The sequence below is a fragment of the Nitrobacter sp. NHB1 genome (assembly GCF_036964665.1).
Taxonomy (GTDB): domain Bacteria; phylum Pseudomonadota; class Alphaproteobacteria; order Rhizobiales; family Xanthobacteraceae; genus Nitrobacter.
The window spans coordinates 1,712,424-1,737,839 of the sequence record NZ_JBAMDA010000001.1; the positions used below are offsets into that span (position 1 = coordinate 1,712,424).

Annotated in this window: 21 protein-coding genes; 5 read left to right on the forward strand and 16 right to left on the reverse strand. The window is 64.2% G+C overall.

Features of this window, described 5'->3' with window-relative positions:
- Positions 1 to 1,962 (reverse strand): pseudouridine synthase, encoded by a 1,962-nt coding sequence (locus tag V4R08_RS08095; RefSeq protein ID WP_335578880.1) that lies wholly within the window; start codon positions 1,960 to 1,962, stop codon positions 1 to 3.
- Between the two features lie 277 nt (positions 1,963 to 2,239).
- Here V4R08_RS08095 and V4R08_RS08100 point away from each other — a divergent pair, with 277 nt between their 5' ends.
- Complete coding sequence (locus V4R08_RS08100) at positions 2,240 to 2,686, forward strand: nucleoside deaminase (RefSeq protein ID WP_335578881.1); 447 nt, start codon at positions 2,240 to 2,242, stop codon at positions 2,684 to 2,686.
- Between the two features lie 10 nt (positions 2,687 to 2,696).
- On the opposite strand, the gene purD is transcribed toward V4R08_RS08100, so the two are convergent.
- The gene (gene purD / locus V4R08_RS08105; protein WP_335578882.1) at positions 2,697 to 3,977 is read right to left on the reverse strand and encodes a phosphoribosylamine--glycine ligase; all 1,281 of its coding nucleotides are present in this window, start codon (positions 3,975 to 3,977) and stop codon (positions 2,697 to 2,699) included.
- 81 nt (positions 3,978 to 4,058) lie between these two features.
- On the opposite strand from purD, the gene xseA reads away from it, so the two are divergent.
- Positions 4,059 to 5,684 carry an exodeoxyribonuclease VII large subunit gene (gene xseA, locus V4R08_RS08110; protein ID WP_335578883.1) on the forward strand — a complete coding sequence of 542 codons (1,626 nt, stop codon included), beginning with the start codon at positions 4,059 to 4,061 and terminating at the stop codon, positions 5,682 to 5,684.
- Between the two features lie 81 nt (positions 5,685 to 5,765).
- Here the strand turns inward: xseA and V4R08_RS08115 are convergent, their stop codons facing one another.
- Positions 5,766 to 7,307, reverse strand: a complete 1,542-nt coding sequence (locus tag V4R08_RS08115) for a hypothetical protein (protein ID WP_335578884.1) — start codon at positions 7,305 to 7,307, stop codon at positions 5,766 to 5,768.
- Positions 7,308 to 7,362: 55 nt separating this feature from the next.
- Positions 7,363 to 8,655 carry an adenylosuccinate synthase gene (locus V4R08_RS08120; protein ID WP_335578885.1) on the reverse strand — a complete coding sequence of 431 codons (1,293 nt, stop codon included), beginning with the start codon at positions 8,653 to 8,655 and terminating at the stop codon, positions 7,363 to 7,365.
- Positions 8,656 to 9,076: 421 nt separating this feature from the next.
- Here V4R08_RS08120 and V4R08_RS08125 point away from each other — a divergent pair, with 421 nt between their 5' ends.
- On the forward strand, positions 9,077 to 10,657 hold the full coding sequence (locus V4R08_RS08125) for a S10 family peptidase (protein WP_335578886.1): 1,581 nt from the start codon (positions 9,077 to 9,079) through the stop codon (positions 10,655 to 10,657).
- A gap of 29 nt (positions 10,658 to 10,686) precedes the next feature.
- On the opposite strand, the gene V4R08_RS08130 is transcribed toward V4R08_RS08125, so the two are convergent.
- A complete protein-coding gene (locus tag V4R08_RS08130; RefSeq protein WP_335578887.1) occupies positions 10,687 to 10,935 on the reverse strand; it encodes a hypothetical protein in 249 nt (82 codons plus the stop codon).
- A gap of 76 nt (positions 10,936 to 11,011) precedes the next feature.
- Here V4R08_RS08130 and ybaK point away from each other — a divergent pair, with 76 nt between their 5' ends.
- Positions 11,012 to 11,485, forward strand: coding sequence for a Cys-tRNA(Pro) deacylase (gene ybaK / locus V4R08_RS08135; RefSeq protein ID WP_335578888.1), 474 nt, complete (start codon positions 11,012 to 11,014; stop codon positions 11,483 to 11,485).
- Positions 11,486 to 11,490: 5 nt separating this feature from the next.
- Here ybaK and serA read toward each other — a convergent pair whose 3' ends face one another.
- From serA to V4R08_RS08170, 7 genes are all read right to left on the reverse strand, one after another.
- Positions 11,491 to 13,080 carry a phosphoglycerate dehydrogenase gene (gene serA, locus V4R08_RS08140; protein WP_335578889.1) on the reverse strand — a complete coding sequence of 530 codons (1,590 nt, stop codon included), beginning with the start codon at positions 13,078 to 13,080 and terminating at the stop codon, positions 11,491 to 11,493.
- 194 nt (positions 13,081 to 13,274) lie between these two features.
- Positions 13,275 to 14,447, reverse strand: a complete 1,173-nt coding sequence (locus tag V4R08_RS08145; protein WP_335578890.1) for a phosphoserine transaminase — start codon at positions 14,445 to 14,447, stop codon at positions 13,275 to 13,277.
- 574 nt (positions 14,448 to 15,021) lie between these two features.
- Positions 15,022 to 15,846, reverse strand: coding sequence for an outer membrane protein (locus tag V4R08_RS08150; protein WP_335578891.1), 825 nt, complete (start codon positions 15,844 to 15,846; stop codon positions 15,022 to 15,024).
- 208 nt (positions 15,847 to 16,054) lie between these two features.
- Positions 16,055 to 16,909, reverse strand: coding sequence for an outer membrane protein (locus tag V4R08_RS08155; protein WP_335578892.1), 855 nt, complete (start codon positions 16,907 to 16,909; stop codon positions 16,055 to 16,057).
- A 213-nt stretch (positions 16,910 to 17,122) separates the two neighbouring features.
- Positions 17,123 to 18,370 carry an MFS transporter gene (locus tag V4R08_RS08160; RefSeq protein WP_335578893.1) on the reverse strand — a complete coding sequence of 416 codons (1,248 nt, stop codon included), beginning with the start codon at positions 18,368 to 18,370 and terminating at the stop codon, positions 17,123 to 17,125.
- A gap of 136 nt (positions 18,371 to 18,506) precedes the next feature.
- Positions 18,507 to 19,853 (reverse strand): phosphoglucosamine mutase, encoded by a 1,347-nt coding sequence (gene glmM / locus V4R08_RS08165; protein ID WP_335578894.1) that lies wholly within the window; start codon positions 19,851 to 19,853, stop codon positions 18,507 to 18,509.
- A gap of 353 nt (positions 19,854 to 20,206) precedes the next feature.
- On the reverse strand, positions 20,207 to 20,389 hold the full coding sequence (locus tag V4R08_RS08170; protein WP_335578895.1) for a hypothetical protein: 183 nt from the start codon (positions 20,387 to 20,389) through the stop codon (positions 20,207 to 20,209).
- A 177-nt stretch (positions 20,390 to 20,566) separates the two neighbouring features.
- Here V4R08_RS08170 and V4R08_RS08175 point away from each other — a divergent pair, with 177 nt between their 5' ends.
- Entirely contained in the window at positions 20,567 to 21,706 is a 1,140-nt protein-coding gene (locus V4R08_RS08175; RefSeq protein ID WP_335578896.1) for an alpha-hydroxy acid oxidase, read from the forward strand.
- 2 nt (positions 21,707 to 21,708) lie between these two features.
- On the opposite strand, the gene feoB is transcribed toward V4R08_RS08175, so the two are convergent.
- The 4 genes from feoB to V4R08_RS08195 all read right to left on the reverse strand — a co-directional run bounded on the left by feoB (position 21,709) and on the right by V4R08_RS08195 (position 25,335).
- The gene (gene feoB, locus V4R08_RS08180; protein ID WP_335578897.1) at positions 21,709 to 23,589 is read right to left on the reverse strand and encodes a ferrous iron transporter B; all 1,881 of its coding nucleotides are present in this window, start codon (positions 23,587 to 23,589) and stop codon (positions 21,709 to 21,711) included.
- The gene (locus tag V4R08_RS08185) at positions 23,586 to 23,903 is read right to left on the reverse strand and encodes a FeoA family protein (protein ID WP_335580218.1); all 318 of its coding nucleotides are present in this window, start codon (positions 23,901 to 23,903) and stop codon (positions 23,586 to 23,588) included. The genes feoB and V4R08_RS08185 overlap by 4 nt, the downstream gene beginning before the upstream one ends.
- Positions 23,904 to 24,017: 114 nt before the next feature.
- Positions 24,018 to 24,875 (reverse strand): shikimate dehydrogenase, encoded by an 858-nt coding sequence (locus tag V4R08_RS08190; RefSeq protein ID WP_335578898.1) that lies wholly within the window; start codon positions 24,873 to 24,875, stop codon positions 24,018 to 24,020.
- A gap of 184 nt (positions 24,876 to 25,059) precedes the next feature.
- Positions 25,060 to 25,335, reverse strand: coding sequence for a helix-turn-helix domain-containing protein (locus tag V4R08_RS08195; RefSeq protein ID WP_335578899.1), 276 nt, complete (start codon positions 25,333 to 25,335; stop codon positions 25,060 to 25,062).
- Positions 25,336 to 25,416: the final 81 nt, after the last annotated feature.

Here is a 25,416-nt window from a genome sequence, read left to right on the forward strand (position 1 = left end):
TCAATCCCGTGGCGTCAGATCGCGCTTGCCGTGATAGCCGCGCTTGGGCCGGCGCGGCGGACCGTAGCCATTGGCTTCGGCTTCGTTGCGCGCCCGCGCCTCGTCGCTGCCGGTTCGCTGCACCACCACGTTGCGGCCCTTGCGATCCTCGATCAGCGAGCGCTTCGCTCTCGCCTTGTTGTCCTTCTTCGAGCGTAACGGCGTGCCGTCGCGGCCGAGCTTTGGTTCGGTCTCGGCTTCGGCAGCCGTGCCAGCGAAATTCGCATTGGCGAGCGCGGCGATTTTATCGCCGAGTTGCTCGCGCAGCACGCGGGTCTTGACCTCCTCGACCTGTCCTTCCGCGATCTCGGCCAGTTGGAACGGTCCATAGGAGACGCGGATCAGCCGGTTCACCTCGAGTCCGAGATGCGCCATCACGTTGCGCACCTCGCGGTTCTTGCCCTCACGGATCGCGAACACCAGCCAGACATTGGCGCCCTGGTCGCGCTCCAGCGTGGCGTCGATCGAGCCATACTTGACGCCGTCGACCTCGACGCCGTTCTTCAGCGCATCGAGTTGCGCCTGCGTCACCTCGCCGTGGGCGCGGACGCGATAGCGCCGCAGCCAACCGGTGTCGGGCAGTTCCAGTGCGCGCGCCAGACCGCCGTCATTGGTCAGCAGCAGCAACCCTTCGGTATTGAAATCGAGCCGACCGATGCTGATCAGGCGCGGCAGGCCTTCGGGCAGATTGTCGAACACGGTCGGCCGCCCTTCGGGATCGGCGTGGGTCGTCATCAGGCCGCGCGGCTTGTGATAGAGGAACAATCTCGTGCGCTCGCGCTCCGGCAACGGCTGGCCGTCGATCGTGATGACATCGCGCGAGGTGACATCGAGCGCCGGCGAGTTGATGACGCGACCGTTGACGGCGACGCGGCCCTGCGTGACCCATTCCTCGGCGTCACGGCGCGAGGCGACGCCGGCGCGCGCCATCACCTTCGCGATGCGCTCGCCGGCCTTTTTCGGCTTCGGCTCGGGCCGTGCGCTGCGCCGATCGTCGACAGGCTTGCGTTCGCGATAAGCGCCGCGTCCTCCGAACGCCGGACGTTTGGCGAAAACCCTGCTGTCGTCCTCATTGTCGCGACGCGGACGCTCGTCGCCTCCCTCATGGCGCGGGCGATCCTGCCGCGGGCGGTCGAAGCGAGGACGGTCGCCTTGCGGACGGTCGAACTTGCGCGGGCCACGATCGGCGCCTGCAGCACGCTCCGGACGATCCTCACGTGGTTTCGAGAATCGCGGACGCCCGGCGCCGCCGCGATCATCACGCGGGCCGGCCTCACGCTTCTCCCACGGCTTGGATTCGCCGCGATCCGCACGATCGCCGAACTCCTTGCGCGGACCGCGCGAACCACGGTCCGGCGCACCGCGTGAAAACTTCTTGTCACCGAAGGGACGATCTCCGCGTGGCGCATACGGACGCTTCTCGCCACCACCCTCGCGCGGCGGACGCGCGCTATAAGGCCGATCACCTTGCGGCCGCGCACGCTGCGGACGGTCGCCGTCTTTCCGAAAACCCTCGCCTCCCGGCGTGTAGGAGCGCTTCTCGCCGAACTTCTTGTCGGCAGAGCGCCCTGTCGGACGCGTATCGCCACGGTCACCGCGCGGCGTGTACGCACGCTTCTCGCCGCCGCCGTCGCGATCGAAACGGGGCCGCGCCGCATCGCTATCGCGCTTGCCCGCGTAGGGTTTGCCTGCACCCGCATACGGCTTCTTGGCGTAAGACTTCTTGGCATAGGGCTTCGTGCCATCGGGCTTGCCGGCATAGGGCCGCTTGTCGCCGTCGCCTCTGTCGGTCTTGCCGGCAAAGCCGCGCTTGGCGAACTTCTTTTCCGGCCCGCGCGCCGCGCCGGAACGGCCCTTGCCGCCGGAGGGCCGATCACGCCGGCCGCGCGAGGATGCATTGTCTTTGTCGTTATCGCGGGGCATGAATGATCTCGCTACAGGCATTGGAAACGGCGGCCGCGCCGGCGTGGAGGGGTAGCATGACGAGGTCGCGCCCGCCTCTTACTCAGAGCGCATTCTCACGCAAAACCGGCATCCACTTTTGCTGAAGGCGCCCTCTTAACAGAGTTCTCACCAGAGCGCGATCAGCAAAAGCGGATGCCGGTTTTGGGTCCGAACGCTATCCAAGATATTGATATGGCGCATGATCTGATCGCCAAACCGCTTACGCTTTGGCGGATCATGCGCCGAGAAACGAGGCATGACCGCACCATCTTTCATGGATTTGGCGCTTGAAGCCGCCAAAAACGCCGGAAAATCGGGCGAGGTACCGATCGGCTGCGTGATCGTGCGTGACGGCGAGGTCATCGCCGCCGCCGGAAACCGCACCCTGACCGACCGCGATCCCACCGCCCATGCCGAGGTTCTGGCGCTGCGGGCCGCCGCACACGCCATCGGCAGCGAACGGCTGACCGACTGCGATCTCTATGTGACGCTGGAACCCTGCACCATGTGCGCGGGCGCGATCTCGTTCGCGCGGATCCGGCGGCTCTACTACGGAGCGCCCGACCCCAAAGGCGGCGCGGTGGATTCCGGCGTCCGTTTCTTTGCCGCACCAACCTGCCATCACCGGCCGGAGGTGTATCCATCGGTCGGGGAGAGCGAGGCGGCGACGCTGCTGCGGGAATTCTTCAAGGCGCGGCGGTGAAGATTCGCTTCTATCCGCCCTTCTCCCGCTCCACCGCCTGCCAGCCGATGTCGCGGCGGCAGAAGCCTTCAGGCCAGTTGATGCGATCGACGGCCTCGTAGGCGCGGGCTTGCGCCTCGGCGACGGTCTTGCCGGACGCGCAGACGTTCAGCACGCGGCCGCCATTGGCGAGAATCTGTCCGCCCTCCTCCCTGGTGCCCGCATGGAAAATCTCCACGCCCTCCACCTTGGCGGCATTGTCGAGCCCGTCGATGCGCGTCCCCCTGGCGTAGTCGCCGGGATACCCCTTCGCCGCCATCACCACGGTCAACGCCGGATCGGGGAACCAGCGCAGGTCGAAATGCTTCAGCTCTTCGTCGCAGGCCGCGAACAGCGCCGGCACGATGTCCGACATCATCCGCAGCATCAGCACCTGGCATTCCGGATCGCCGAAGCGGACGTTGTATTCGATCAGCTTCGGTCCCTGTTCCGTGACCATCAGGCCGGCGAACAGCACGCCCTTGAACGGCGTTCCCCGCGCGCGCATCGCCCGCAATGTCGGAACGATGATCTCATTCATGGTGCGGCGACACATCCCGGCGGTCATCACGGGGGCCGGAGAACAGGCGCCCATGCCGCCCGTGTTCGGCCCCTTGTCGCCATCGAACGCGCGCTTGTGGTCCTGCGCCGTCGCCAGCGCCAGCGCGTCCTTACCGTCGCACAGCGCGAAGAACGAGGCCTCCTCGCCCTGCATGAACTCCTCGACCACGACCTGCGCGCCAGCGCTGCCGAACCCGCCGTCGAACATCATGTCGACCGCCGCCAGCGCTTCGTCGAGCGTCATCGCGACGACGACGCCCTTCCCCGCAGCAAGCCCATCGGCCTTGATGACGATCGGCGCGCCGTGGGCGCAGATATAGGCCTTCGCCGCCGTGGCATCGCTGAAGCGCTCGTAGGCCGCGGTGGGAATAGCGTTGTCGCGGCACAACTCCTTGGTGAAGCCTTTTGAACTCTCCAGTTGCGCGGCGGCTTTACTCGGCCCGAGCGCCTTGAGGCCCGCGGCCGCGAGGTCGTCGACAATGCCGGCGGCGAGCGGCGCTTCCGGCCCGACCACGACCAGATCGACCTTGTTGGTTTTGCAGAACGCGACCACCGCAGCATGATCGGCTACATTGAGCGTCACACATTCGGCCTCGCGCGCGATTCCGGCATTGCCCGGCGCGCACCACAGTTTCGTGAGCAGCGGAGAGCCGGCGATTTTCCAGGCCAGCGCATGTTCGCGGCCGCCGGAACCGAGCAGAAGAATGTTCATGAATGACTGCCGATCCAGGGTTTCCGGTGGTTTCGGAGCGGTTTAGCATGGTAAGGCGGAGGCGCAACAGAAGTGAGCGTGATGCCCGCAAATCCTGCACAGCTCCTGGCGAACGCGTCGGAATATACCGTCTCCGAGTTGTCCTCGGCGCTGAAGCGCACCGTGGAGAACGCCTACGGCCATGTGCGGGTTCGCGGCGAGATATCCGGCTTTCGCGGCCCGCACGCCTCCGGTCACTGCTACTTCGCGCTGAAGGACGAGAGCGCCAAGATCGAGGCGGTGATCTGGAAAGGCGTCCATGGCCGGATGCGGTTCAAGCCACAGGAGGGCCTCGAGGTCATCGCCACCGGCAAGCTGACCACCTATCCGGGCTCGTCGAAATACCAGATCGTGATCGAGGCGCTGGAGCCCGCCGGCATCGGCGCGCTGATGGCGCTGATGGAGGAACGCAAGAAGAAGCTCGCGGCGGAAGGCCTGTTCGACGAAGCGCGCAAGCAACTGCTGCCCTGGCTGCCGGAGGTGATCGGCGTCGTGACCTCGCCGACCGGCGCGGTGATCCGCGACATCCTGCATCGGCTGGAGGATCGTTTCCCGCGCCGTGTGCTGGTGTGGCCGGTGCGGGTGCAGGGCGAAGGCTCGGCGGAACAGATCGCCGCCGCCATCGACGGCTTCAATACGCTGCCGGAGGGCGGACACATTCCGCGCCCCGACCTCCTGATCGTCGCGCGCGGCGGCGGCTCGCTCGAAGACCTGTGGTCCTTCAACGAGGAGATCGTGGTCCGCGCAGCCGCTGGCAGCATGATCCCGCTGATCTCGGCGGTCGGTCACGAGACCGACGTGACGCTGATCGATTTCGCCGCCGACAAGCGCGCGCCTACTCCGACCGCCGCCGCTGAAATGGCGGTGCCGGTCCGCACTGAGCTGTTGGTTGAAGTCTCCGGCCTCGCGGCCCGCGCCATCGTCGCATGGCGGCGCGGCCACGACGACCGGCGCACCGAATTGCGCTCCGCCGCCCGCGCGCTGCCGGAAGCCGGTGAGTTGCTCGCGATCCCCCGCCAGAAGCTCGACGGCGCCGCCGCCGCGTTGCCGCGCGCCTTGCGCGCAAGCACGCACCTGCATCATCGCCGCTTTACGCGGATCGCCGGCGGACTCACGCTGCGCGTGTTGCGCGCACAGGTCGCGCACGCAAAACAGTCCGTCGCCGCGACCGGCGCGCGGCTTGCGCACGGCACGCAGGTCGTGCTGCGTCACCGCCGCGATCGCTTCGCGGGGCTGGCGGTCCGGCTCAAGGCCTCGCGACTGGCCAACGCACAGGCACAACGCGACCGGATCGCGCGCGCGAATGAGCGCACCCAAAGGCTCGCCGAGCGGGCGCGGCGGGCGCTGACCACCTTGCTGCAGCGGCATGATGCGCGCATCGTGCATTCCGGCCAGTTGCTGGCGGCGTTGTCCTATCGCGGCGTGCTGGCACGCGGCTTTGCGCTGGTCCGCGACGACGCCGGACAGGCGTTGCGAAACGCATCGGCGATTGGTCCCGGCGCACGACTCACACTGGAGTTCGCCGACGGACGGGTAGCCGCAACCGCCGACAACGATCGACCCGCAGCGACATCGTCCGGTCCGACAGGGTCCAGTCCGAGAGGCCAGCCCAAACCGGCATCCGGCAAGCGTGCATCCAAGCCCGCCGATCAGGGGAACCTGTTCTAGTCTAGACAGACCCTATAAGCGCCCCGGTTACCACGAGCCGCGCATTTTGCACCGATACGAGACCGCGTCACGCTTTTAAGGCTACTCGCCCCAGGCGGCGAAAGCCTCGTTGAAGGCGCGCTCGCCGGGCGCCCCCTTCTCGATGGCGATGATGGCACGGCGCTGGTTGGTATAGACCAAAGGCACGTCGAACCACGAGCGCTCCTTCAGGAGCTGGAGATTGCGCGAGCGGTCGGCCTCGACATTGGACAGTCCGACAAGGAAGAAGCCATCGGTGACCTTGACGGCGAGTCCAGCCAGCGGCGTGCCGCGCGCCTGTTCGCTGGACTTCATCAGAATGCCCGGCACGTTGGACACGCCGCCGCCTTCAAAATCCTGCGGCAGTACGAAGGTCAATTCCGCGGTGTGACTCGCCGGCAGCGAGGTGTCGGTGTTGCGGCGGAACGACATCGTCATCTTGAACTTGCGTTCGGGGATGTCGATGTCGGCGCGCACGGCGATCTCCGGCGTCTTACCGGCTACGCCCTTCACCTCCTCAATGCGCCACACCACCGATCCGACATACTGCTTGCCCTTGGGGTCGGACGGGTCCTCGTCATACAGCACGACGCGCTGCGCCACCGGCGCCACCGTTTCGGATGACGGCGGCTGACCGACCCGATCGGTAATCTTCGGTTTCGGCCCCGGTGTCGCCGGTTTCGGTATCCCGGTGGTCTGGTCCGGCGACGAACTGAACAGCCCGCGCACCGCCGAGACCGCCTTCGGACCCCAGACGATCCCGGCCCCCGCAAGGATCAGCACGAGGCCGACGGCGATCGCGCTCTTGAACGGAAAGCCGCCGCCGAACACGCGCTTCGGCTTGTCGCGGCCAGGTTGCGGCCACGACCGCGGCAGGGGCGGCGGCTGATCGTCCGCGGTCTCGCCGGATGATTCATCGTAACGATACGACCCCTCGAACGCGCCGCGATCCTCAAGGCTCGGCTCCAGCCGGTCGAATTGGGGTGACGGCGAGGGCACGTTGGCGTAGGTGCGGCGGGCCGAGCGGTTGGCCTGCGCCGCGGCGCGACCGAGATCGTCGGCGTCCGCGGTGACATCGCGGAAGCCCGGGACCGGAAGCGGCGGCGGACGATCGGACTCGGGATTGCGGCGCGGCTGGCCCTGGCCCTGCCGCTCCCGGGTGGGCGGCGGCGCATCCTGCACAGGAATCGGCGGCGCGGGCGGCCGCCACGATGGCGGCGGCGCGGGGGGCTGTTCGGCGCGCAGGTTGCGCGGTTGAGGCGTCACATTGGCGCGCGGGCGGAGATGCGGCGGCGGCGCGGCCGTGTCCTGCGACTTCATCGCCGCGCGAGTCGAGGCGCGGAAGGCATCGCCGGAGCGCGAACCGCTGCCACGCGAGGCGTCGCGGGCACGCTGGGCGGCCTCGGACTCGACCTTGCGCACAGCCTCTTCCAGCGACAGCCGTTCGCGGGTGATCTCGGATTCGCTTAAAGGCGGTTCGACACCGCGGAGCTGCGCGATCAGCGCGGTCCGTGCCCGCTCATAGAGCGCGCGCCGCTGCTCGCCGGGCGCACTGACGTCCAGTCCGGCGATGGCGCGCGCGATCAGCGGGTAATAATCAGCCATATCTCCTCGATGCCGCAAACATTAACCTTGAACGCATTCCCGTAACATCATCTCGTTAAGCCTCGAACGGGTTCTGCACCAGAATGGTGTCCTCGCGCTCGGGGCTGGTGGAGAGCAGAGCCACCGGACACCCAACCAGTTCCTCGATCCGGCGGACATATTTGATGGCCTGGGCCGGCAGGTCAGCCCATGAGCGAGCGTTGGCGGTCGGCTCCTTCCAGCCCTCGATAGTCTCGTAGACCGGCTCGATGCGAGCCTGCGCCCCCTCTCCGGCCGGCAGATGGTCGATCTCCTTGCCGTCGAGCCTGTAGCCGGTGCAGACCTCGATGGTGTCGAAGCCGTCGAGGATATCGAGCTTTGTCAGTGCCAGGCCGTGGATGCCGCTGGTACGGACAGTCTGCCGCACCAGCATGGCGTCGAACCAGCCGCAGCGCCGCTTGCGCCCGGTGTTGACGCCGAATTCCTTGCCGCGCTGACCGATCAGTTCGCCGATCTCGTCCTTGAGTTCGGTCGGAAACGGCCCCTGGCCGACGCGCGTGGTGTAGGACTTGCAAATGCCGAGCACGTAGCCGAGCGCGCTCGGCCCCATGCCGGTGCCGGTGGCGGCCTGGGCGGCGACCGTGTTGGAGGAGGTGACGTAGGGGTAGGTGCCGTGATCGACATCCAGCAACGCGCCTTGCGCGCCTTCGAACAGGATACGCTTGCCTTCGCGGCGCTTGTGATCGAGCAGGTTCCACACGCTGTCAGCATAGGGCAGCACCCGCGGCGCAATTGCGGCGAGATCCTTCAGCAACGCGCCGCTATCCACTTCCGCGATGCCGTGGCCGCGGCGCAGCGCGTTGTGATGTGTAAGCAGCCGCTCGATCTTGTGCGGCAGGGTCTGCGGGTCGGCGAGGTCCATCAGGCGGATGGCGCGGCGGCCGACCTTGTCCTCATAGGCCGGACCGATGCCGCGCTGGGTGGTGCCGATCGCCGTCGCCGCGCTGGCGTTCTCTCGCAGTGAGTCCAGCTCGCGATGCAGCGGCAGGATCAGCGTGACGTTCTCGGCGACGCGCAGGTTGTCGGGGCTGATTTTGACACCTTGCCCTTTGAGCTTCTCGACCTCGTCGACGAAGGCCTGCGGATCAAACACCACGCCGTTGCCGATGATCGACAGCTTCGACGAGCGCACGACGCCCGAAGGCAGCAGCGCCAGCTTGTAGGTGTTGCCGTCGATGACGAGCGTATGACCGGCATTGTGGCCGCCCTGGAAGCGGACGACGATATCCGCCTGCTCCGACAACCAGTCGACGATCTTGCCCTTTCCCTCGTCGCCCCATTGGGCGCCGACGACGACAACGTTGGTCATTTCCGCTGGTATTCCTTGCAAATCTGAAGTGCGCCAAGCACCGAAACAAGACAGATTAAAAACGGACGTTGCCGCTCGCATGCGAGGCGTCCCACCGGATAAAGGATGCGTGCGGTGGACGCAAGCCGGAACGGTCGCCAAATGGCCCGACACCGCATCCAAACCATTGATTCGCCCTGAAAATCCATCCTCTGTTCGGGCCGTAGCCTGCGACTCCCGCCCGGTCCGGCGGCGACGGCACGAAGATATCGCGGGCCTGAAAATCCGCGCATCCTCACCGTCGCACGTTCTCCGCGCACGGACCCGACGTTATAGGCCGCTTGCACAGGGTCCCGTGCCCGCCACAGTTTCAGGCAACGCTTGACGGTCAAGGCTTGGGGCCTCCGCTCAAACGGCCACACGACAACAGGAGTAGCAGCAGATGCTCGGCCCACTGTCCCGCCACGCCAGCGTCGGAGCGATGCTGCTGGCGATGCTGCTTGCCTCCGCCGCCCACGCCGACGACGCCGCACCCGGCGCGCCATCGCATCAGGTAGAGGCGAAGCAGTCCGGTCCGAAGGGCAGCGGCGACAGCGCGCACGACGGTCCTGTCGCAACCGCGACCGACCATCGCCGTCTGCCGCCGGACTCCACCACCAGGCATAAGCTGGCGCTGCCTGGCCGCACGCTGGCCTTCACCGCAACCGCGGGCGCGATTCGAATTTTCGACGACAAGGGCGAACCGCAGGCGGACATCGCCACCACGGCCTATCAGCTCGACGGCGCCGATCCCCGCAGCCGCCCGGTGACCTTCGTGTTCAACGGCGGTCCCGGCGCGTCGTCGGCGTGGCTGCAATTCGGCAGCAACGGCCCATGGCGCATCGCATTGGACCGCGCGACCGCCGGTTCCTCCGTTCCGCCGGCGCTGGAACCGAACGCGGAAACCTGGCTCGACTTCACCGACCTTGTTTTCATCGATCCGCTCGGCACCGGCTACAGCCGCATGGTTGCGAGCGGCGACGAGGCGCGAAAGCACTTCTTCACGGTCGATGGCGACGTGGCTTCGATCGCGCTGGTGATCCGGCGCTGGCTGGAGAAAGCCGATCGGATGCAGTCGCCGAAATTCATCACCGGCGAAAGCTATGGCGGCATTCGCGGACCGAAGATCGTCCGCAACCTGCAGACACGACAAGGCGTCGCCGTCAACGGACTGGTTCTGATCTCGCCGGCGCTGGACTTCGGCGACGTGCTGGGCACCGGGCTGACCCGGTTCGTGGCGAGCCTTCCGAGCATGGCGGCGGTCGCACGGGAGCAAGAAAAAGAGAAGAAGAAGAACGGAACGCTGACCCGCGCAGACATGGCCGACGTCGAAGCCTACGCACGGGGCGAATTCCTGACCGACCTCGTCAAGGGGCAGGCCGATGCGGAGGCGACGCAGCGGCTTGCCGACCGCTTCGCGGCGTTGACAGGAATCGACCAGGCGGAGAGCCGCCGCCTCGCCGGGCGATTCGATGTCAGCGAATTCCGCCGTGCCTTCGACCGCCGCAACGGCAAGGTGACCGGACGCTACGACGCGTCGGTACTCGGGTTCGATCCCTACCCGGACTCAAGTGCCAGCGACTTCGACGATCCCTCGGAGGAGCCGCTGCTGGCCGCACTGACATCGGCGGCGTTCGAACTTTATGCACACAAGCTGAACTGGCGGCCGCAGGGTTCCTATGAACTGCTCAGCCGCAGCGTCAACCGGGCATGGGATTTCGGCAAGCACCGCAATTCCGTCGAGTCAGTATCCGACATCCGCGAACTGCTCGCTGGGGATCCCAAGTTCAAACTGCTGGTCGCGCACGGATTGTTCGATCTGGCGACGCCCTATTTCGCCAGCAAAATCCGCCTCGATCAACTGCCGACCTTCGGCTCGCGCGACCGCGTCAAGCTCGTGGTCTATCCCGGCGGCCATATGTTCTATTCGCGCGACGGTTCGCGGCGGGCGCTGCGCGACGAGGTTCGCGCGCTGATGAAGTGATATGCCCGTCGGGCACGAGGACGGCCGCCTTATCGCGCGGGCACGTCGATCGGTTCGCAATTGGATCGGCCCGACATTACGCAGTCCTGGATTTTGCTCGCTGACCTCAATTCGTGCGCGAGCCAGAGGCCGACCACCAGCAGCACGACGACAATGACCAGCCCGGCCAGCGCGCCGCGGCGGCTTCCGCCCGGCTCGGGATCGTTTTGCGGCGCGGACTTGTCCATCAGACAACCTGTTCGCGGATCGAGCGTCGCCTGAGGCAAGGTTTGTTGCATGTCCTTTTCATGGCAAAAACGACCGTCGTAAATGTCTCGCCCCATCCGGCGGCGATGACATCAGGATCAGGCCACGATGTCAAAAACCACGCGCGCGACCCAGGCGCTGACGAAGCTCGGCGTGGCCTTCACGCTGCACAGCTACGACTACGATCCGGACGCCGACAGCATCGGCCTGCAGGCGGCGCAGGCCCTGGGCGCCGAACCACGCCGCGTGCTGAAAACGCTGATGGCCGAGGTTGACGGCAAGCCCGTCTGCGTCATCGCTCCGTCCGATTGCGAAATCAGCATGAAGAAGCTGGCGGCTGCGTTCGAAGGCAAGACCGCAAGGATGATGCGCCCCGCCGACGCCGAACGGCTCACCGGCTACCATGTCGGCGGCATCAGTCCGTTCGGGCAGAAGAAGCGTGTACCGACCGCGATCGAATCGGCGGCGCTCGGCGAGGCAAAGGTCTTCATCAACGGCGGGCAGCGCGGCTTGCAGATCCAGCTTGATCCCGTTGAGGCCCGCGCGGCGCTGAAGGCCATCGCGGGACCGCTTGTGGCCTGACGCTGTCAGAACGTCAGCGCCTTCACCTGCTTGACCTGCGGCAACGCCTGCACCTTGGCGAGTACGTCCGGGGGCACCGCGCCATCGACCTCGACCAGCGCGATGGCGTCGCCGCCTTGCTTGTTGCGGCCGAGATTGAAGGTCGCGATGTTGACCTTGGCGTCGCCCAGCAGGCCCGCGAACTTGCCGATAAAACCGGGCTTATCCTCGTTGGTGATGTAGACCATCGACTTGCCGAACTCGGCATCGACACGGATGCCCTTGATGTCGACAAGGCGCGGCTTGCCGTCGGCGTAGACCGTTCCCGACACCGAACGCTCCTGCCGCTCGGTGAATACGGTGACCGTGATCAGGCTTTCGTAGTCGCTCTGCGCGGCGCGCACGACCTCATCCACCACCATGCCGCGCTCCTTGGCGACGACGGGCGCGGACACGACGTTGACGTCGCCCAGCATCGGCCGCAGCAGGCCCGACAGCGCCGCCGAGGTCAGCGCCTTGATCTTCATTTCGGCGACCTGGCCCTCATAGGTAATGGTCACCTTGGAGATGCCAGTCTCCGTAAGCTGACCGGCGAACGAGCCGAGCTTTTCCGCAAGCTCGACGAACGGCTTCAGCTTCGGTGCTTCTTCCGCCGTGATCGAGGGAAAGTTGAGCGCGTTGGTGATCGCACCGGTGAGCAGATAGTCCGACATCTGCTCGGCGACCTGCAGCGCGACGTTCTCCTGTGCTTCCGAGGTGGAAGCGCCAAGATGCGGCGTGCAGATCACGTTGGGGTGACCGAACAGCACATTCTTGGTCGCCGGCTCCTCGACAAACACGTCGAAGGCTGCGCCGGCGACATGCTTGGCATTGAGCGCATCGGCCAGCGCCTGCTCGTCAACCAGGCCGCCGCGCGCGCAGTTGATGATGCGCACGCCCTTCTTCATTTTGGCGATGGCGGCAGCGTCGACGATATTGCGGGTCTTGTCGGTCAGCGGCGTATGCAGCGTGATGAAATCGGCGCGCTTGAACAGGTCTTCAAGCTCGACCTTGTCAACGCCAAGATCCTTGGCGCGCTCCGGCGACAGGAACGGATCAAATGCGATCACCTTCATCTTCAGGCCGAGCGCACGGTCTGCGACGATCGAGCCGATGTTGCCGCAGCCGATGATGCCGAGAATCTTGTTGGTGATCTCGACGCCCATGAAGCGGTTCTTCTCCCACTTGCCGGCCTGGGTCGAGGCATCGGCGGCGGGAATTTCGCGCGCCAGCGCCAGCATCAAGGTGATCGCATGTTCGGCGGTCGTGATCGAATTGCCGAACGGCGTGTTCATCACGATGATGCCCTTGGCGGTCGCGGCCGGAATCTCGACGTTGTCGACGCCGATGCCGGCGCGGCCGATCACCTTCAGCTTCTTGGCATTGGCGAGAATCTTCGCGGTGGCCTTGGTGGCTGAACGGATGGCAAGGCCGTCGTAGTTGCCGATGATCTCGGCGAGCTTGTCCTTGTCCTTGCCGAGTGTTGGCTGGAAATCGACCTCGACGCCGCGATCCTTGAAGATCTGCACGGCGGCCGGGCTGAGCGCATCGGAAATCAGAACTTTGGGTTTGGTCATTTTGAGTTTCCTGCAACAACGTGAGGAACGGATGTGCTGCGAACCCTCTCCCCTTGCGAAAGAGGGTGGCGAGATCGAGTGAAGCGAGATCGAGCCGGGTGAGGGGTGAAGCGGCGGGATATTGAACCCCTCACCCGCTTCGCGGCTCCGCCGCTCAGCACCCTCTCCCGCAAGGGGAGAGGGAAAAAGAAAAACTACGCGGCCTTGGCGAGAGAGGCTTTGGCCTCGGCGAAGGCCCAGTCGATCCACTGCGGCAGCAGCGCGACGTCGCTCGCCTCCACCGTGGCGCCGCACCAGATGCGCAGGCCCGGCGGCGCATCGCGGTAGTGCCCGAAATCGTAGCCCGCGCCTTCCTTCTCAACCGCGGCAACGAGTTTCTTGGCGAAATCGGCTTGCGCTTCCGCAGGCAACGACGTGATCGCGGGGTCGATGACCTTCAGGCACACCGAGGTATTGGAGCGGATCGCCGGATCGGCCGCGAGGAAATCGATCCACGGCGTTTTCGCCACCCAGTCGCTGAGCGCCCTGGCGTTGGCGTCGGCGCGCGCGATCATGCCCTTGAGGCCGCCGACCGACTTGGCCCAGTTCAGCGCATCGAGATAGTCCTCGACGCACAGCATCGATGGCGTGTTGATGGTCTCGCCAACGAAGATGCCGTCGATCAGCTTGCCGCCCTTGGTCATGCGGAAGATCTTCGGCATCGGCCACGGCGGCGTGTAGCTTTCCAGCCGCGCCACGGCGCGCGGCGACAGGATCAGCATCCCGTGCGCGCCCTCGCCGCCCAGCGCCTTCTGCCAGGAGAAGGTGACGACATCGAGCTTGGCCCAGTCGAGCGGCTGCGCGAAAGCGGCTGAGGTCGCGTCGCAGATAGTGAGGCCTTCGCGGCTCGCACTGATCCAGTTGGCGTTCGGCACGCGCACGCCGGAGGTGGTGCCGTTCCAGGTGAAGACGATATCGGACTTCGGGTCGGCGCTGGCGAGATCGGGAATTTCGCCGTAGCCCGCGGTGAGCGTGGTGACGTCCTTGAGCTTCAACTGTTTGACGACATCGGTGACCCAGCCTTCACCGAAGGATTCCCAGGCGACCATGGTGACGGGGCGGCTACCTAACAACGACCACAGCGCCATCTCGACCGCGCCGGTATCCGACGCCGGCACGATGCCGATCTTGTAGTCAGCCGGGATTTCCAGAACCTCGCGCGTCAGATCGATCGCGAGTTTCAGGCGCGCCTTGCCGATCTTCGCGCGATGCGAACGACCAAGAGCTGCGTCCTTGAGATTTTGCGGGGTCCAGCCGGGGCGCTTGGCACAGGGGCCGGATGAGAAATGCGGCACGGTCGGCCGCGAAGCGGGCTTCGCAACGGTCATGATCTATCCTTCCAGATAGCAAGCCTCCCGTTGGGGGGAGGTGTCCCGCCAGTGGAGATATGGGAAACACCCGATTTCGTCAAGAATATTCCTGACGATCACGCGCGATTGACGATGCGTCCGCTCGCCGATGCCGCTGTCCACGACCGGAAGATGAGATCAAGAGTTTGACAGGCGTCCCCCAGTTGAGACCGGTGCCCGTCGTAATGTCTGACGACCCGTTCAGACCGGCGCCTGGGTGTCGGTGATTGAGGACCCGTCTCCGGTCGTACCAGCGTCACCTACACCTGCGGCATAGGCGCTCAGTGCAAGCAAGCTAATGACGGTCGCTGCGACAAGTGCGAAAAAGGTCGGTCTGGTATGCATGCGTTGCTCCATCGTTATTGACGGAATCAACGGGCGGCAGTCACCACCGTTCCGGTTCCCTTACCGCAAAAACAGACGCACGATCCGGGAGCGCAGGGAACACGCTTGGCACCGCAATGTCATCCCGACGTGGCTCGCTACGAATCCGAGCTGCGCAGGCGACGGCCTCGAACGCGGGGAGCAGCGACGTCCTCGTGCGTGTTCACGATCAGAATTTGTAGCCGACGCCGGCGCGAACCGTGTTGACATTTGTGTCGATCGAGGAGGTAAAGCGGATGTACTCCCATTCGACGCGCGCGAACAGGCCGCCAATCAGATTGACGTCGAGGCCTAGACCCGCCGAATAGCCGTAGATCAGATGACTGTATTTGCCATCGGTGGCACTGACATCAAAGGGCACGTTCGTGAAACCGGGCGCAGCCGCCGGATTGACTTGTGTCCCGAAGATATGTGCGCTGCGGACGATATCGGCTTGGCCGAGCGCGACGCCGCCGAACATATAAGGAAGGAAAGCACCAACAACATATCCAGCGCGGGCGCGCAGCGTTCCCATGTCCGAAATCGACATGGCCGCTTTGCTTTCATAGGTCACGCCATCGGTATACCCAAGAGAATCGGTAAAAAAGCGGGACATCGAGTCGGTTCGGCTGCCGCCAAACTTGCCGTGCATGTAATTGGCTTCAACACCGATGACGACATCATCCCACTGGCTGTTGTAACCGACGAATCCTCCCCAGCCGTCGCCCCGGATCGAGGACTTGCCTCCCAGCGGCCACGACGAGACCTGCCCTGAATTTTCTATGGCCGTACCGCTGAGCAGCCGTGCTGCAACACTCCGGGTCGCACCGGTGAAATTCATGTCGGATTCACCGACACCGGCCTGCCCGCCGATGTAATAGCCCTCCCACACCGTCCGTACCGTGCTGAAGCCATCGGACAGCGATCCGCGCAGAACCGGAAGGTCGGGCATGTCGGCTGCGTATGCGCCCTGCGCCGTCCCGAAGATCATCGCCGCCAATATAAGTCTACGCATCGGAACCGCTCCATCGACACAACCTGATTACGCAGCAATCATCGCCTGTTAACCTTAACCAACCGTTGTCGCGCGGTACGATTGATCCACATTCTCGACAAAATCCTGACATGCTCCAACGCGTCGCAGCCGTCGAAAACCGACCGCAAAAAAGCAAACGGCGCGAGAAAACTCCCGCGCCGTTAAGAACCGTTAAGAGATGGCAGGCTCAGCCCTTGGTGATCAGCGGCGGCGCATAGACCGGTGGGCTGTTGAGATTCCAGCGCACGCCGAGTTTCACGTCATGCGAAGTGATGTCGTGGAACCGCATCGGAACGCCGCGTGTGAAGCCCGTGTAATCGGAAACCGCACCCGTCGTTCCCGAACCGAGGTCAACGTAGCTATAGGCCAGTTCAATCGTGAGACCAGGATTGACCTGGTAGGCCAAACCGGCGTGCGCCGCCCAGGCAAAATTCCATTTCGACGCAGCCGGCGCGCTCGCATAGCTCGGGAACGCGCCGAAGCCGAAGCCATCGTTATTAACCGAACCGGTGTCGGTGTAATTCGCGATGCTCACGCGTGCCATGCCGACGCCGGCGCCGACGAACGGCGTGATGCACCACCAGGTGCCGAGATCAACATAGCCATTGGCCATCACGAGCCATTCCGACTTGGTGGCGTTGTAGTTATTGATTCCGTTTCCGACGACACCACCGCCAGCCGGATAGGTCAGCAAATCGGTGCCCTTGAAATTCGAATTACCGCGATACTGACCGGTGATATCTCCACGGAACCAGTTGTTGAACTGATAACCGATGCCGACGCCGTAGATACCTGCGGCATCGAAAGCGGTCGTCTCGTTCAGCGAGAGCAGTTGGGCGTTACGGCCATCCGCCATCGCAATGTTCTTCACGCGCTGATTGCTGAAGCCGATATCGCCCCGCAGATACCAGCCGCCGAAATCCGCGGCCGGCGGCGGAGCATAATACTGCGGCGGTGGCGCGATGGGCATGTCGGCGGCGAATGCGGCCGATGACAACAGTGATGCCGCTCCGGCGGCGACGAGAAATTTAACGCTACGCATCGGCTTCGTCCTTTTGTCCGGTGAGGCAGACGAGGCCCCACTCCCGAAATCGGAAGCACGATGACACCAAATACTTAAGCGCCGCTTAACCCTAATTTTTAAGGTTGATATTCGGTGAGCTTTTTTTCGAGCAGCGAGAGCGGCGATGCAAACCGCCGCGAACTCGTCACACATGCTAACAGTTCGTTGACAAAGCGGCCGTGACCGCGGCGATTATCCGTGCCGGATTTTCGGCATCTTCGGCAGGAACATCGCAAGCAGGCCGATCGCCGGCAGGAACGCGCAGGCGTGATAGACGAACTCGATTCCCTTCGCGTCCGCGACCTCACCAAGCAACGCCGCTCCAAGTCCTCCGGCGCCGAACGCAAAGCCAAAGAACATCCCCGAGATCATGCCGAAACGATGCGGCATCAGTTCCTGCGCGAACACAATGATCGCTGGCATCGCCGAGGAGATGACAAAGCCGATGACGATGCTCAGCATCGCGGTCCAGAACAGGTTGGCGAACGGCAGCAACAGGGTGAACGGCAGCACTCCAAGGATCGAGAACCAGATCACATAGCGACGGCCGATCCGGTCGCCGATCGGGCCGCCGAAATAGGTGCCGACCGCGGTTGCGGCGAGGAACATGAACAGGAATATCTGCGACGTCTGGGTCGAAACGCCGAACTTGTGAATCAGGAAGAACGTGTAGTAGCTGGTCAGGCTCGCCATGTAGATGAACTTGGAAAATACCAGCACGATCAGGATGGTGATCGCCAGCGCTGTGCGCCGCGGTGACGGCGCGTTGGGCTGGCGCGCCACCGCCTTGCTGACGCGTGAGGCGATCAGCGGCTTGTACCAGCGCCCGATTCGCCAAAGGATCAGGATCGCGGTTGCCGCGATCACCGAGAACCAGGCGATGCTCGGCTGGCCGAACGGCACCACGATCAGCGCCGCCAGCATCGGCCCCATCGCCGAGCCGAAATTTCCGCCGACCTGGAACACCGCTTGGGCATATCCATAACGTCCGCCCGACGCCATTCGCGCGATGCGCGAGGACTCCGGATGGAACACCGCGGAGCCCAGACCGACGAGTCCGGCGGAAACAAGGATCATCCCGTAGACATGCGCCACGCTCAGCAGCAGCAACCCGACGAAAGTAGAACCCATGCCGATGGCGAGCGAGAACGGCTGAGCCTTCTTGTCGGTGACATAGCCGACCACGGGTTGCAGCAGCGACGCCGTCACCTGAAATGCCAGCGTGATCATTCCGATCTGGGCGAAGTCGAGCGCGTAGTTCTCCTTCAGGAGCGGATAGACCGAGGGAATCAGCGACTGCATGGTGTCGTTGAGAAAATGCGAGAAGCTGATGCCGCCGAGCACGAGATAGACGGGACCGAGGGCCGCCTTTTCGGCGACCCCTGGAACCACGACCGGCGCGACCTGCGTTTCCTCGAAGGCGATGACGGGCTTGTCCACGAACGGATTCCAGGTTGTTTCGACCGGCGCCTGTTACGATGCAAGCGCCCGGCCGACCAGCAACAATAGATTATAGCAGGGATGCAGCGGGAGTTGTTCGCGAAGGACTCACGATCTCAAGGCTCTATCGGCGGTTTCACGCCGCCGCCGGGCCGCCCAGCGCAGAAACGATCGTGTCCACGACCTCCTCGACCAGGATACGGTCGTCGCCCTCGCCCATCACGCGGATCACCGGCTCGGTTCCGGAGGAACGGACCAGCAGGCGGCCATGGCCGTTGAGACGCTTCTCGCCCGCGGTGATCGCCGACTTGACCTCGGCACGATCCAGCGGCTTGCCGCTGCGATAACGGAAGTTCTTCAGAATCTGCGGCAGCGGCTCGAACTTGTGGCAGACCTCGGAAACCGGGCGGCCCAGCTTCTGCACCACAGCGAGCACCTGAAGCGCGGACACAAAGCCGTCTCCGGTGGTCGCATAGTCCGACAGAATAATGTGGCCCGATTGCTCGCCGCCGAGATTGTAGCCATGTTTCAGCATCTGCTCGAGTACGTAGCGATCGCCGACCGGAGTCCGAACCAGCGACAACTCTTGCCCTTCGAGGAAGCGCTCCAGACCGAGATTCGACATCACGGTGGCGACGATTCCCGGCTTGGTCAGCCGGCCGTCTTCCTTCCAGCTTTCCGCGATCACGGCGAGAAGCTGATCGCCGTCGACCACATGGCCGTGCTCATCGACGATGATGACGCGATCCGCGTCGCCGTCGAGCGCGATGCCGATATCGCCGCGCATTTCTCGGACCTTGCGGCACAGCGCCTCCGGCGCGGTGGAGCCGCATTCCTTGTTGATATTGAAGCCGTCTGGCTCGACGCCGATCGGAACGACGTCCGCGCCCAGTTCCCACAGCGCCTCAGGCACCACCCTGTAGGCGGCACCGTTGGCGCAATCGACCACCACCCGCAACCCGTCGAGGCTGAGTTCGCGGGGCAGCGTGCGCTTGGCGAATTCGATATAGCGATCGTGCACGCCGTCGATGCGGCGGGCGCGGCCGAGGCCCGCGCTCTGCGCCAGTTTCCTGTCGAGGTTTTCCTCGAGCAACTGTTCAATCTGCTTTTCGACGACGTCGGACAGCTTGAAGCCCCGGGGGCCGAACATTTTGATCCCGTTGTCCTCGAACAGGTTGTGCGAAGCGGAGATCATGACGCCGAGGTCGGCGCGCATCGACTTGGTCAGCATCGCCACCGCCGGCGTCGGTATCGGACCGAGCAGCAGCACATCCATGCCGACCGAGGTGAAGCCCGCGACCAGCGCATACTCGATCATATAGCCGGAGAGTCGGGTATCCTTTCCGATCACGACGCGATGACGGTACTCGCCGCGCTGGAATACCAGCCCGGCGGCCTGCCCCACCTTCATCGCAAGTTCCGACGTGATCAGGCCATTGGCGCGGCCACGGATGCCGTCGGTTCCGAAATACTTGCGGCTCATTCTAACCCCCACGGCGCCCTTAAAATGCTCGCCGCCGCGCTTGAAACCGTCAAGCGTAGAGCGAAGCCGCTTATAACGCCCCTGAACCTGAGACGACTTCAAAAAATATAATGAACCGTTACCGGCATCTGGCGGCAAAAAAGATCGCGTTCCATTGAAAAGATGGATTAATCCCCAGTTTCGAGAGCCTGGAGTTTTGAGAACCCGGCCGTTTCGGGACCCTGGCCTTGGCCCGCCCGGCTGCCCGATGCGAACGATTCCAACGCGTATTCCGCAGAAGCGGATACCGTTTTGCGATCAGAATACGCAAGTTATTGATGGAGAGCATCCACGCGAACCGGATGATAAAGGCTCTAATGACGGTCCGCCTTGTTTTTTGCCGCCTTATTCTTTGGCGGCTTTCCGGGCGCCGGCTGGGTGACGCTCACCGGGTCCGAGCCGGGAAACGATCCCTGCAGGCCGCGATCGAGTTCCTCATCCAGTTCCCTTTTTGTCTTTTGCGTCCGGTCATCCTGCGCAGCGTGAATCCTCGGCATGGCATTCTCCCACTACCAAATGCAACGCGCCCATGCCGCGTTCCGTTCCTCCCGAGACGTGAGATCAGGCCGGATTTTGCGGATGGCCCATCCATGCTACGTGAGTTTTCGGATTCCGACGGCGTGAACCCGAGGGTGGGCGATACCCGCCCAATACACCAAGGTCCGGACATGTCGATGGATCGCATCACCTGCATCGAGGATCTGCGCGACGTCCACAAGCGCCGCGTGCCGAAGGCTTTCTTCGACTACGTCGATCGCGGCTCCTATTCCGAGCAGACGTACCGCGCTAACCACGAAGACCTGCAGGCGATCAGGTTTCGCCAGCGGATTCTGGTCGATATCTCGAAGCGCGATCTGGCGACCACCATCCTGGGCGAGAAGGCGAACCTGCCGCTGATCCTGGCGCCGGTGGGCTCGACCGGAATGCAGTACAGTGACGGCGAGATCCACGCCTGCCGCGCCGCGCAGGCCGCCGGCATCCCTTATACGCTGAGCACGATGTCGATCAATTCGATCGAGGACGTGGCGGAGAGTGTCAAGAAGCCGTTCTGGTTTCAGCTCTACGTCATGAAGGATCGCGGCTTCGTCAGGGAATTGATCCAGCGCGCCATGGCGGCGAAATGCAGCGCGCTGGTGCTGACGGTGGATCTGCAGGTGCTGGGCCAGCGCCATGCCGACATCAAGAACGGCCTGTCGGTGCCGCCGCAACTGTTCAGCCTCGCCAACATGATCGACTTCATGAGCAAGCCGTCATGGCTAATCGGCACGCTGCGCGCCAGGCGGCGGAATTTCGGCAACATCGCGGGACACCTCAAAGGCGTCGACGATCTCGGATCGGTGGCGGGCTGGGTCGCCGAGCAGTTCGACACCACGCTGAACTGGAGGGACGTCGACTGGATCCGCAGCATCTGGCCCGGCAAGCTGGTCATCAAGGGCATCCTCGACGTCGCCGACGCCAGGGAAGCGGCGAAGATCGGCGCACAAGCGCTGGTGGTGTCCAACCATGGCGGCCGTCAGCTCGACGGCGCGCAATCCTCGATCGAGGTGCTGCCAGCGATCGTCGATGCGGTCGGCTCGACGATCGAGGTGCTGTTCGACAGCGGCATCCGCTCGGGCCAGGACGTGATGCGCGCGCTCGCGCTTGGCGCGAAATCCTGCATGATCGGCCGCGCCTATGTCTACGGCCTCGGCGCGTTCGGCAGCCCAGGCGTCACCAAGGCACTCGAGATCATCGCCAGGGAACTGAGCGTGACCATGGGCCTGTGCGGGGTCAACACGATTGCCGAAATCGACGAGCATATCCTCGCGGTGTGAGGTCAGCCCCAACCCAGCGCGAGCGCAATGCGGTAGGTCACGAACGCGGCCAGATAGGCCATCGCCAGCATGTAGAAGAATGTAATCAGCACCCAGCGCCACCCGCCGGTCTCGCGCTTGATGACAGCGAGCGTCGAGGCACATTGCGGCGCAAAGACATACCAGGCGAGAAACGCCAGCGCGGTCGCCAGACTCCATTGTCCGGCCAGCATGTGACCGACCTGGTCCGTCGCCTCCTTGCCGCCCTCGATCGCATAGACGGTGCCGAGCGAAGCCACCGCCACCTCGCGCGCCGCCATGCCGGGAATCAGCGCGACGCTGATCTGCCAGTTGAAGCCGATCGGCGCGAGCAGCGGCTCGATCCAGCGGCCGATCATGGCTGCAAGACTGAAATCGATCGCAGGTTCGGTAGCGCCCATCGGCGGACGCGGGAATGACGCCAGAAACCAGATCAGAACCATCATGGAAAAGATCGTGGTGCCGGCGCGCTTCAGAAACGCCATCGCGCGCTGGTAGAGATTCATCAGCACGCTGCGCAATTGCGGCAGCTTGTAATCCGGCAGTTCCAGCATGAAGGGCGGCGTCGCGCTGTCACGCCAGAAAAAACGATTGGCCACGAACGACACCGCGAGCGCGCTGAAGATGCCTGTCGCATAGAGCCCGAACATCACGAGCCCCTGCAATCCGAGAATGCCAAACACTGGCCGGTTCGGCACGAAGGCCGCGATAATCAGCGTATAGACCGGGATGCGCGCCGAGCAGGTCATCAGCGGCGCGACCATGATGGTGGTCAGCCGGTCGCGCTTGTTATCGATCACTCGCGTCGCCATGATCCCCGGAATCGCACAGGCAAAGCTCGACAGCAGCGGGATGAAGGCGCGGCCGTGCAATCCGGCGCCGCCCATAATGCGATCCATCAGGAAGGCCGCGCGCGCCATATAGCCGAGATCTTCGAGCAGCAGAATGAAGAGAAACAGGACGAGGATCTGCGGGAGAAATACGATGACGCTGCCGACGCCGGAGAGCACGCCGTTCTGGACGAAGCTCTGCAGCAACCCTTCCGGCAGCACGATCGCCGATAACGCGCCGAGCGCATCGAAACCCCGGGTGATGAGTTCCATCGCCGGTTCAGCCCAGGCGAACACGGCCTGGAACATCACGAACAGCAGCAGGAGCAGCGCGATCATGCCCCACACCGGATGCAGCAGCACGGCGTCCACGCGCGTGGTCCACGTATCGGGCTTGGCCGGCTCGCTGACCGAAGCGCGGATCACGCGATCGGCCTCGCGCTGCGCCGTACGCAGGTCGGACACGGCCGGCGTCGTCCACTCGCTCGCGACAATGGCCTCGGTCGGCTTGCCGGCGACGTCGTCGATCCGCCGCAGCAGATCGTCGATGCCGCCGCGCCGCACGGCGGTCGATGTAACAACCGGCACGCCAAGTTCGGCGGAGAGCTTGTCGAGATCAATGTCGACGCCGCGCCGCCGCGCGATGTCGATCATGTTCAGCACCAAAAGCATCGGCCGGTGAACGCGCTTCAATTCGATGACGAGGCGCATCGCCACGCGAAGATTGGTGGCGTCGGCCACGCAGAGCAAAAAGTCCGGTGGACTTTCGCTCGCGAACTTGCCGAGAATAACGTCGCGGGTGATGTCCTCGTCGGGGCTGCGGCCCCGCAATGAATAGGTCCCCGGCAGGTCGATCAGGTTGACCCGGTGGCCGGATGCGGTTTGCAAAACCCCCGACTTTCGCTCCACCGTGACGCCGGCGTAGTTGGCCACCTTCTGTCGGCTGCCCGTAAGCGCATTGAACAAGGCGGTCTTGCCGCTGTTCGGCGTTCCAACCAGGGCGATGCGCCAGTCATTGACCTCGATCGCAGTCATTCAGCGGCATCCGCCGACGGACCATGATCGCCAACGATAATCGCCATGGCTTCACACCGGCGCAGCGCGATTGTCGTGCCGTTGACCCGGACCGCGATCGGATCCCGGCGGATCGGCCCTTCATGCAGGATCTGCACCGACACGCCTTCGACGATGCCAAATTCAAGAAGGCGTCGTTCGATCTCCATCGCCGACACGCCAAGGCGGTCGCCGTCGACCATGATGGCGCTTACCCGGCCGCGAAAGCCGCGCCGGGCGAGACCGAGCGGCGTGGTCCGCGTAGCTTCAGGGATACTGGTATCGAGATCGGACATAAGGATCGCTTCAAGGTGACGGTCTACCAACTGGATCATGCTTTCCTGGGGGTCAAGACAAAGAGGGTTGATTGGTCGCCAGATTAGAATGGTTAAAAATACTGGGCGCGAATCTCATGTCGCGGGATGAGGCATCCGGAGATCGGCCTCGACCAGCGCGCGCAATTCCGGCGACACTGCGGGACGCTGCCCGAACCACAGCTCAAATCCGCGCACGGCCTGATGCAGCAGCATCCCGAGGCCGTCGGCGGTTCTGAGGCCCCGCGCCCTCGCCGCCGCGAGCAGCGGCGTTTCCAGCGGAACATAGACCAGATCAGCAACCACCGCATCCGGCGGCAGCAGCGGCAGTTCGATATCCAGCGGCGGCTGCCCCTTCATGCCGAGCGAGGTGGTATTCACGAGCAGACCGGCGCGCGGCAGCACGTCGCCGAGCCCGCTCCAGGCCAACGGCATAACCGTTGCGCCGAATTGATCCGCGAGCGCCCGCGCCCGCTCCATTGTGCGGTTGGCGAGATGGATGCGCTTGATGCCGCGTTCGATCAGGCCGAACACCACGGCCCGGGACGATCCGCCGGCGCCAAGCACCAGCGCATCCCCGGTGCGATCCCAGCCCGGCGCAGCGGCATCCAGATTGCCGATGAATCCCTCGACGTCGGTATTGGTGGACCGCAGGTTGGTGCCGTCATAATAGAGCGTGTTGGCGGCGCCGACCGCTGTGGCGCGCTCGTCGGGCGCGGTCAGTTGCAGCGCCCGCTCCTTGTGCGGGATCGTGACGTTGGCGCCGACGAAGCCGTGCGTCGACAGATGCATGATGAATTCGGCAAGGCCCTCGGGCGGAATCGCCTCGATGTTGTAGCCGCCCGCGATTCCGTGCACGCGCAGCCAGTAGTGATGGATCAGCGGCGAGCGCGAATGCGCCGCGGGCCATCCGATCAGGCAGGCGGCGCGACCTTTGGTCTCGGCTGTCATCATGGGTTCCGTCGCATGACGCGCCCGACAATCAGGCGGCACGGCCGGATGAGATCATGCAAGCCGCGGCCCCTGTCAATGCCGCCGGCGCAATCGCCGGCGCCGCGGCACCGCAAGCCTCCCGATGCTCATCTCGCAGTTTCCCTCGCATCGCGCGATCACGGGACAACGCGAAGCCGCGATGATCTCAAACAGCCGGGCGGCGCGACGGCGATCCGGGTTGCTTCAGGCGAACGCCGCGCCCGCCGCCGTCGCTACGGGCGTGTTCGCCGATCAATTCGACGCCGGCACGCTCGAACGCGTCGACCACCTTCACCAGCGTATCGATAACGCCTCGCACCCGCCCCTCGCTCGCCTCCATCCGCTGGACGGTCGGCAAGGACACCCCGGCCAGTGCGGCGAGCGTTTTCTGGTCGATGCCCAAGAGCGCACGCGCTGCCCGCATCTGAAAGGATGTGATCAACGCTCGATCTCCATATTTATGATACTAAAAATGATGTATAAAACAATTATAATGATGTATAATGCATAACTCGGTCATCAA

Coding starts and splice junctions, on each gene's coding strand:
- V4R08_RS08095 (WP_335578880.1), bottom strand. CDS start 1,962: ATGCCCCGCGATAACGACAAAGACAATGCATCCTCGCGCGGCCGGCGT.
- V4R08_RS08100 (WP_335578881.1), top strand. CDS start 2,240: ATGACCGCACCATCTTTCATGGATTTGGCGCTTGAAGCCGCCAAAAAC.
- purD (WP_335578882.1), bottom strand. CDS start 3,977: ATGAACATTCTTCTGCTCGGTTCCGGCGGCCGCGAACATGCGCTGGCC.
- xseA (WP_335578883.1), top strand. CDS start 4,059: ATGCCCGCAAATCCTGCACAGCTCCTGGCGAACGCGTCGGAATATACC.
- V4R08_RS08115 (WP_335578884.1), bottom strand. CDS start 7,307: ATGGCTGATTATTACCCGCTGATCGCGCGCGCCATCGCCGGACTGGAC.
- V4R08_RS08120 (WP_335578885.1), bottom strand. CDS start 8,655: ATGACCAACGTTGTCGTCGTCGGCGCCCAATGGGGCGACGAGGGAAAG.
- V4R08_RS08125 (WP_335578886.1), top strand. CDS start 9,077: ATGCTCGGCCCACTGTCCCGCCACGCCAGCGTCGGAGCGATGCTGCTG.
- V4R08_RS08130 (WP_335578887.1), bottom strand. CDS start 10,935: ATGCAACAAACCTTGCCTCAGGCGACGCTCGATCCGCGAACAGGTTGT.
- ybaK (WP_335578888.1), top strand. CDS start 11,012: ATGTCAAAAACCACGCGCGCGACCCAGGCGCTGACGAAGCTCGGCGTG.
- serA (WP_335578889.1), bottom strand. CDS start 13,080: ATGACCAAACCCAAAGTTCTGATTTCCGATGCGCTCAGCCCGGCCGCC.
- V4R08_RS08145 (WP_335578890.1), bottom strand. CDS start 14,447: ATGACCGTTGCGAAGCCCGCTTCGCGGCCGACCGTGCCGCATTTCTCA.
- V4R08_RS08150 (WP_335578891.1), bottom strand. CDS start 15,846: ATGCGTAGACTTATATTGGCGGCGATGATCTTCGGGACGGCGCAGGGC.
- V4R08_RS08155 (WP_335578892.1), bottom strand. CDS start 16,909: ATGCGTAGCGTTAAATTTCTCGTCGCCGCCGGAGCGGCATCACTGTTG.
- glmM (WP_335578894.1), bottom strand. CDS start 19,853: ATGAGCCGCAAGTATTTCGGAACCGACGGCATCCGTGGCCGCGCCAAT.
- V4R08_RS08170 (WP_335578895.1), bottom strand. CDS start 20,389: ATGCCGAGGATTCACGCTGCGCAGGATGACCGGACGCAAAAGACAAAA.
- V4R08_RS08175 (WP_335578896.1), top strand. CDS start 20,567: ATGGATCGCATCACCTGCATCGAGGATCTGCGCGACGTCCACAAGCGC.
- feoB (WP_335578897.1), bottom strand. CDS start 23,589: ATGACTGCGATCGAGGTCAATGACTGGCGCATCGCCCTGGTTGGAACG.
- V4R08_RS08185 (WP_335580218.1), bottom strand. CDS start 23,903: ATGTCCGATCTCGATACCAGTATCCCTGAAGCTACGCGGACCACGCCG.
- V4R08_RS08190 (WP_335578898.1), bottom strand. CDS start 24,875: ATGATGACAGCCGAGACCAAAGGTCGCGCCGCCTGCCTGATCGGATGG.